The following is a 6,228-nucleotide window of genomic DNA, read 5'->3' as shown; positions in this document are numbered from 1 at the left end:
CGACCGGAACCGTATACGGTTCCGGTCGCTTTCTGTGAGTGGAAATGCGAAACGGGTGAACTTATTTCAGTCCCAGTTTCTTGGCGATTTCCTTGGGCAGAGCCTTTTTGTTGACCATGATGTCGGTGGTCTTGTAGGCCACGAACGGCCGCGAGAAGTAATAATACCCGGCGTAGGGCGGGCGCACGTCCCACGAATTGAGCACCTTGTAATAGGCGTTGCCTGCCTGGTCATGCGCCGTACCGACGATCACCATGCCGTGGTCGTCGGTCGTTTCGTAGTTGTCGAAAGCTGTTTGGCGCATCTCCTGCGTGATGACACGCTCTTTGCCCGGCTTGTCGAACGTGTAGAGGGCCGCTTCCTTTTCGCGTTCGGTCAACTTGCCCCAGCGTTCGGCTTCGGTGCCGCTCATGCTGTCGAGGTCGGCTTCGGGGACGATGCCTAAGGCCAGCGAACGGCTGAATCCCTTTTCACTCACGTCGGTGCCCCATGCGATGGGGTGGTTCTCGGCCAGCGCGTGGTCGATGACGGCCATCATTTCGTCGAGCGGCAGGTTGTAGACCGTGCCCCACATCCAATTGTCGGGCACTTCGAGGATGAACTGCGTGTAGAACGGATGATGGGTGAACGACGTCAGGTCGATATAATCCTCCATGTCGATGGGCAGCGAGGCCGCATAGGAGGCCGGGGTGTATTCCTTGCCCTCGTAGGTGAAAGTCTCGGGCATCTCGCCGAAATAGGCGTCGAGCAGGGCGCTGAAGCCGCGGCGCCACGCCGTCGACAGCGGTTTGCCCGAACGGTCGCCGACCGAAATGATCGTGTCGAGGTAGGCCTTGAATACGGCCGTCAGCTCGTGGAAGTCGGGCTTGTCGGTGCCGTAGTTGAGCCCCGGGTAGACCTCGAACGGCACGATGCCGTATTTCTTGATGCTCTCGGTGACGTCGTGCGCCGCACCGCCCTCGGCGAAGTTCAGTTCGCCGTGCATCCGGACGTATTTTTCGGCCTTTTCCATGAAGGTGTGGCGGACGATCCACATCTCCGAGAGGTGGACCGGAGCGCCGCCTGCGCGCAGGATTTCACCCTCCAGAAACGAAAGGGTCGAGAAGCACCAGCATGTGCCGCTGCGGTGCTGGTCCTTGACGGGTGTCATTTGCAGCACCTTGGTGTCGGTGAAGCGGTAGCCCTCGGGCTGGGTCTCTTCGGGTGTCGTCTGGGCGACGGCGCTGCACAGAGCGCCGACGGCCAGCAGGGTAAGCAAGAAGTTTTTCATCTGTCGTTGGGTTTGAAGTAGCGTTCGTTTCGCCGAACGCCGGGGGCAGCAGCTGCGGTCGGGCCGGCTGCTCCCGGTGGACCGGGATGCCGCTCTGCGGACCGCTGCACGCATAAGAAACGGCTGCGGCGCCCGGATAGTATATGCCGGCGTCTATTTTTTCGCTCCGGCCACGATTTTCCGGCACTCCTCCAAGGTCAGCTCGGCCGCCTTGGCCCCTTTGGGCAGGCGGTAGTTCTTGCCTTGGTAAGCGATATAGGCGCCGTAGCGGCCGTTCTTGACCAGCATGTCGGGGTCTTCGGCGAATTCGCGGAGCGGTTTGTTGGCTGTGGCGGCGGCTTCCTTGTGGGCGCGGACTACCTCTACGGCCCGGTCGTAGCTCACCGTGTAGGGGTCGTCGGTCTTGGCCAGCGAAGCGAACGACTTGCCGTAGCGGACGTAGGCGCCGTATTTGCCGATGCCGACGGTCAGCTCCTCGCCGTCGAGCTCGCCCAACATACGGGGGAGCGCAAAGAGGGCCAGCGCTTCGTCCAAAGTGATGGATTCGATGAGCTGCCCTTTCTTGAGCGATGCGAAGCGGCTTTTCTGCCCCTCGCTGCCCTCGATTTCGACCATCGGGCCGTAGCGGCCGATGCGCGCCTTGACCGTATGGCCTGTCGCGGGGTCGGTGCCGAGGATGCGGCCCTGGCTTTTCTTGTCGGTCTGCTGCTCGATGGCCCTGTCGACCATCTTGTGGAACGGCTGGTAGAAGTCGCCGATCATGCGGTTCCATGTGATGTCGCCCTCGGCCACGCGGTCGAACTCCTTCTCGACGCTGGCCGTGAAGTTGTAATCGACGATGGAACCGAACTGCGCTTCGAGATAATCGTTCACGACCATGCCTATGTCGGTGGGCGACAGGCGGTTTTTCTCCTTGCCGAAGTTTTCGGTGAGGGTCTTGGCCGTTACCTTGGCGTTGGCGAGCGTCAGTTGCACGTAACTGCGTTTCTGCCCGTCCTTGTTCTGCTTGACCACGTAGCCGCGGTTGATGATCGTGGAAATCGTCGGGGCGTAGGTCGACGGACGGCCGATGCCCAACTCTTCGAGCCGCTTGACGAGCGAGGCTTCGTTGTAGCGGGCCGGAGCCTGCGTGAAGCGTTCGGTGGCGGTAATACCGGCGGCGCTGAGCAGGTCGCCCTGCGCCATCTTGGGCAGCAGCCCCTCGCCGCTTTCGGCGGTCTGGTCGTCGTCGGTCGATTCGGAGTAGAGCCGCAGAAAACCGTCGAACCGCACTACCTCGCCTGTGGCGATGAACTGGAGCGGCGACCCCTCGATGTCGATGGCCACCGTCGTGCGGTCGATTTCGGCGCAGACCATCTGCGAGGCGACGGTGCGCTTCCAGATAAGCTCGTAGAGCCGTTTTTCGGCCGTCGTGCCCTCGATTTGCTGGCGGTCGATGTAGGAGGGGCGGATGGCTTCGTGGGCTTCCTGGGCCCCCTTGGTTTTGGTCTTGTAATTGAACCAACGGGAGTATTTTTCGCCGTAGAGCCTGATGATTTCCTCCTTGCACTGGGCCAGCGCCTGCTGCGAAAGATTGACCGAATCGGTACGCATGTAGGTAATCAGACCCTGCTCGTAGAGGTGCTGGGCCACGGACATGGTTTGCGAAACGGACATGCCCAACTTGCGCCCGGCCTCCTGCTGGAGCGTCGAAGTGGTGAACGGCGGTGCGGGATAGCGCTGGGCGGGCTTTTCTTCGGCCTTGGCGACCGTGAACGCCTTGCCGACGGTGCCGCGCAGGAATTCTTCGGCCTGCGCCTGCGTGTCGAAGCGCGAGGAAAGCTCGGCCTTGAAAAGCGTCTTGTCGGGGTCGCCGGCGGCGTAGAACTGGGCCACGACGCGGAAATAAGGCTTCGACCGGAACGCAATGATTTCGCGCTCGCGCTCGACGATGAGCCGCACGGCGACCGACTGCACGCGTCCGGCCGAGAGCGACGGCCGCACCTTTTTCCACAGCACGGGCGAGAGCTCGAAACCCACCAACCGGTCGAGGACGCGGCGCGCCTGCTGGGCGTTGACCAAGTCCATGTTGACCGTGCGCGGCTTCTCGATGGCTTCGAGGATGGCCCGCTTGGTGATTTCGTGGAAGACGATGCGCTTGGTGCGGTCGACGGGGAGCCCCAACACTTCGGTCAGGTGCCATGCGATGGCTTCTCCTTCGCGGTCTTCATCGGAAGCGAGCCAGACGGTTTTGTTCTTGGCCAGCCGGGCCAGCTCGTCGACCACTTTCTTCTTGTCGCCCGGGATTTCGTAGACGGGCGCGAATCCTTCGTCGATGCGGATGCCGAGGTCCTTTTTCGAGAGGTCGCGGATGTGGCCGAAGCTCGACTTGACGATGAAATCCTTGCCGAGGAACTTCTCGATGGTTTTGGCCTTGGCGGGGGACTCGACGATGACTAAATTTTCCTGCATGGTGTGTATGGCTTCGTTCAAATGCGAAAACCTAAGCGGATAGACTTAGGTTCGCATCGCAGAGACGTGTCCTGCTATTTGATGAGGTTGTATGCTATTTCAAAACGGATGGGCGCGGTGTTCTGCACGGGGGCCTCCTCGTCGGTGGTCATGCCCTGCAATACGCCGTAGGCCGAGCTGTAAAGACTGTATGCTTCGAGACCCGCGTAGATGGTACGGTTCTTCACGTTGTCGAGTTCGACCGGGCGGTTTTCCGCTTCGGCGGCCCGGCGCTCGGCCAGATAGCTGTTCCACAGCGTCTGCGCGTAACCCGTTATGTCCATCGCGTAGCAGCCGCGGCTGCGTTTGAGATAGCCGTCGTAGGCAAGGGTGTAGCTGCTGTTGTTCTTCTCGACCGTGTAGTTGTAGTCTGCAATCGGGGTCAGCTTCTTGTAATCCGTGTAGAGCCCGATGCGTTTGGGCGCCGCGTCCATTTCGGCAATCAGACGCCCGGGATTCGCCGGGTCGATTTGCGAAGGGTCGTAGTCGCTGCCGCTGAAGTAGACCAGCATGCGGACCTTGCTGAACGCCAGCGTCGAGTATTCCTGCTTGTCTTCGGCTCCGGCTATCAAGGCTTCCAGCTCGTCGAAAAACTGCTGTGTGAAAGTGATTTCGGTGGCTATGCCGCCCAAACCCTCGACAATCAGGCGGCTGTCGGGCTTGCGCGTATCTTCGCTTCCCGGCGTCGGCTCCTTGACGTTGGCCGGGTTGATCATCGTCCCCTTGCCATAGTCGCGTCTGAGGGTGTTGACCGAGACGTTGCCGTGGGTTTCGGACCCTGTGTGGTAAAAGGCATAGTTCATCCGGATGGTGTCCTGGACGAGCGAGGGGTCCGCTTCGACCCGGTTACGGCCGTAAATCACCAGCGACGACGCCAGGAGGTCGGTGGCATAGATAGTGCCCTTGCCGCTCACGGCCTGGTCGCTCTCGGGCCGGATGTAAAGCCCCTTGAACTCCTCGAGCCATTGTACCAGGCTGTCCTGCGTGGTGTAAATCGAATATTTGCCCTTGTAGGGACCCTCCTCCAGCATCAGCCGTTTGATGAAGTGCTCGCCCTCGTCGGTGATTTCCAGCGGGATGTTGGCCGACGACGGTTTCGTGCGCTTGCCGTCGGGGAACGTGAATCTGAAAAGCGGCTTCTTGCCGACGTATTTGTCGGGGTTGAAGTTCAGATAGAACACCGTGTCGGCCTCGCCCTCCTTGAGATAGTCGTTGCTGACGATTTCATAGATGCCGAACTGCTGGGGAGTGAGCGTATCGGCGCCGTACTGCGAAATCGAGAGCTTCAGCACGGCCGAATCGGCGAAAGGTCTGTACCCGAAAAATCTCGGCCGGTCCACTTTCATATTGTAGAGGAACTGCGTGAGGAATCCCGCCGTGCGCAGGCCCAGCGTATCGTTCAGCTCCGACCCCATGTATCCGTAGCTGAGGTTCGACGACACGAGCGAATCGCTCTGGAACAGACGTGTCTCGACGTAGCGTGCCGGTTTTTCGCCTTTGCGGGGCAGGGTCGTATAACCTGCCAGCATCTGCTGATTCTCCGGCACGAGGTTCGAGCCCAGCGAATCGTCCACCGTCGTGCAGGCTGCTGCCGCCGCAGCCGCCATGACCAGGAGCACGAGCGCCCGGGCCGCGTCGGTCCGGAGGAATCTATTGAATATCTTCATAGAATCGGTTGTAATTATCGAAAAATCCGTCTTCTTCGGGCGAACGGTATTCGAGCATCGGCTTGCCGCTTCGGCGGGCGAGCTTCAGCACCTTGGCGTCGACGTCGGGCGACGCGACGATGATACCGTCGGCATATTCCATAACGAAACGGCAGAGATTTTCGTATGACGGACGTCCCAGAAGCGAAAGATTCGCGTCCTGCACCCCCTCTCCGGCTATCTTGAGGCCGAACTCCTTGTCCAGTTCGCCGGGGAAGCCGTCGTCGTAGAGCGAGACCACCACCTTCACGTCGCGGAAAATCGGGTCGTCGGCGAAGACCTTTTTCAGATAGACCGGCACGACACCGGCGAACCAACCGTGGCAGTGGACCACCGTCGGGGCCCAGCGCAGCTTCTTGACCGTCTCCAGGACGCCGCGCGCAAAGAAGATGGCCCGCTCGTCGTTGTCGGCGAATTCACGGCCCTCGGCGTCGTGCAGAATCGCCTTGCGCGAGAAATAATCGTCGTTGTCGATGAAGTAGATCTGTACGCGGGCGGCCGGTATCGACGCGACCTTGATGATGAGCTGGTGGTCGTTGTCGTCGATGATGAGGTTCATGCCCGAAAGCCGGATTACCTCGTGCAGCTGGTGGCGGCGCTCGTTGATGCAGCCGTAGCGGGGCATGAACGTGCGGATCTCGTTGCCGCGCTCCTGCATGGCCTGCACCAGCGAACGGCACAACTTGGAGGCCTCCGTTTCGGGAAGATAGGGCGCTATCTGCTGACAGACGTACAGAATCTTGCTTGCCATGATCCGTGGTT

At 60.5% G+C, this 6,228-nt stretch carries 4 protein-coding genes; all 4 read right to left on the bottom strand.

Annotation, left to right across the window (positions count from 1 at the left end):
* Positions 1–61: 61 nt before the first annotated feature.
* The 4 genes from NFR47_RS03225 to NFR47_RS03210 all read right to left on the bottom strand — a co-directional run bounded on the left by NFR47_RS03225 (position 62) and on the right by NFR47_RS03210 (position 6,217).
* Positions 62–1,270 (bottom strand): C1 family peptidase, encoded by a 1,209-nt coding sequence (locus tag NFR47_RS03225; protein WP_251214137.1) that lies wholly within the window; start codon positions 1,268–1,270, stop codon positions 62–64.
* A 153-nt stretch (positions 1,271–1,423) separates the two neighbouring features.
* Complete coding sequence (gene topA / locus NFR47_RS03220; RefSeq protein WP_251214136.1) at positions 1,424–3,721, bottom strand: type I DNA topoisomerase; 2,298 nt, start codon at positions 3,719–3,721, stop codon at positions 1,424–1,426.
* Positions 3,722–3,795: 74 nt separating this feature from the next.
* Positions 3,796–5,427, bottom strand: coding sequence for a DUF4270 family protein (locus NFR47_RS03215; protein ID WP_251214135.1), 1,632 nt, complete (start codon positions 5,425–5,427; stop codon positions 3,796–3,798).
* Positions 5,411–6,217 carry a glycogen/starch synthase gene (locus NFR47_RS03210; RefSeq protein WP_251214134.1) on the bottom strand — a complete coding sequence of 269 codons (807 nt, stop codon included), beginning with the start codon at positions 6,215–6,217 and terminating at the stop codon, positions 5,411–5,413. Before NFR47_RS03210 ends, NFR47_RS03215 begins: the two co-directional genes overlap by 17 nt.
* Between the last annotated feature and the right edge of the window lie 11 nt (positions 6,218–6,228).

This window comes from Alistipes muris (genome assembly GCF_943193205.1).
GTDB classification, from domain to species: Bacteria; Bacteroidota; Bacteroidia; order Bacteroidales; family Rikenellaceae; genus Alistipes; species Alistipes muris.
This window is presented reverse-complemented; position numbering and strand designations above follow the sequence as displayed.

Coding starts and splice junctions, on each gene's coding strand:
- NFR47_RS03225 (WP_251214137.1), bottom strand. CDS start 1,270: ATGAAAAACTTCTTGCTTACCCTGCTGGCCGTCGGCGCTCTGTGCAGC.
- topA (WP_251214136.1), bottom strand. CDS start 3,721: ATGCAGGAAAATTTAGTCATCGTCGAGTCCCCCGCCAAGGCCAAAACC.
- NFR47_RS03215 (WP_251214135.1), bottom strand. CDS start 5,427: ATGAAGATATTCAATAGATTCCTCCGGACCGACGCGGCCCGGGCGCTC.
- NFR47_RS03210 (WP_251214134.1), bottom strand. CDS start 6,217: ATGGCAAGCAAGATTCTGTACGTCTGTCAGCAGATAGCGCCCTATCTT.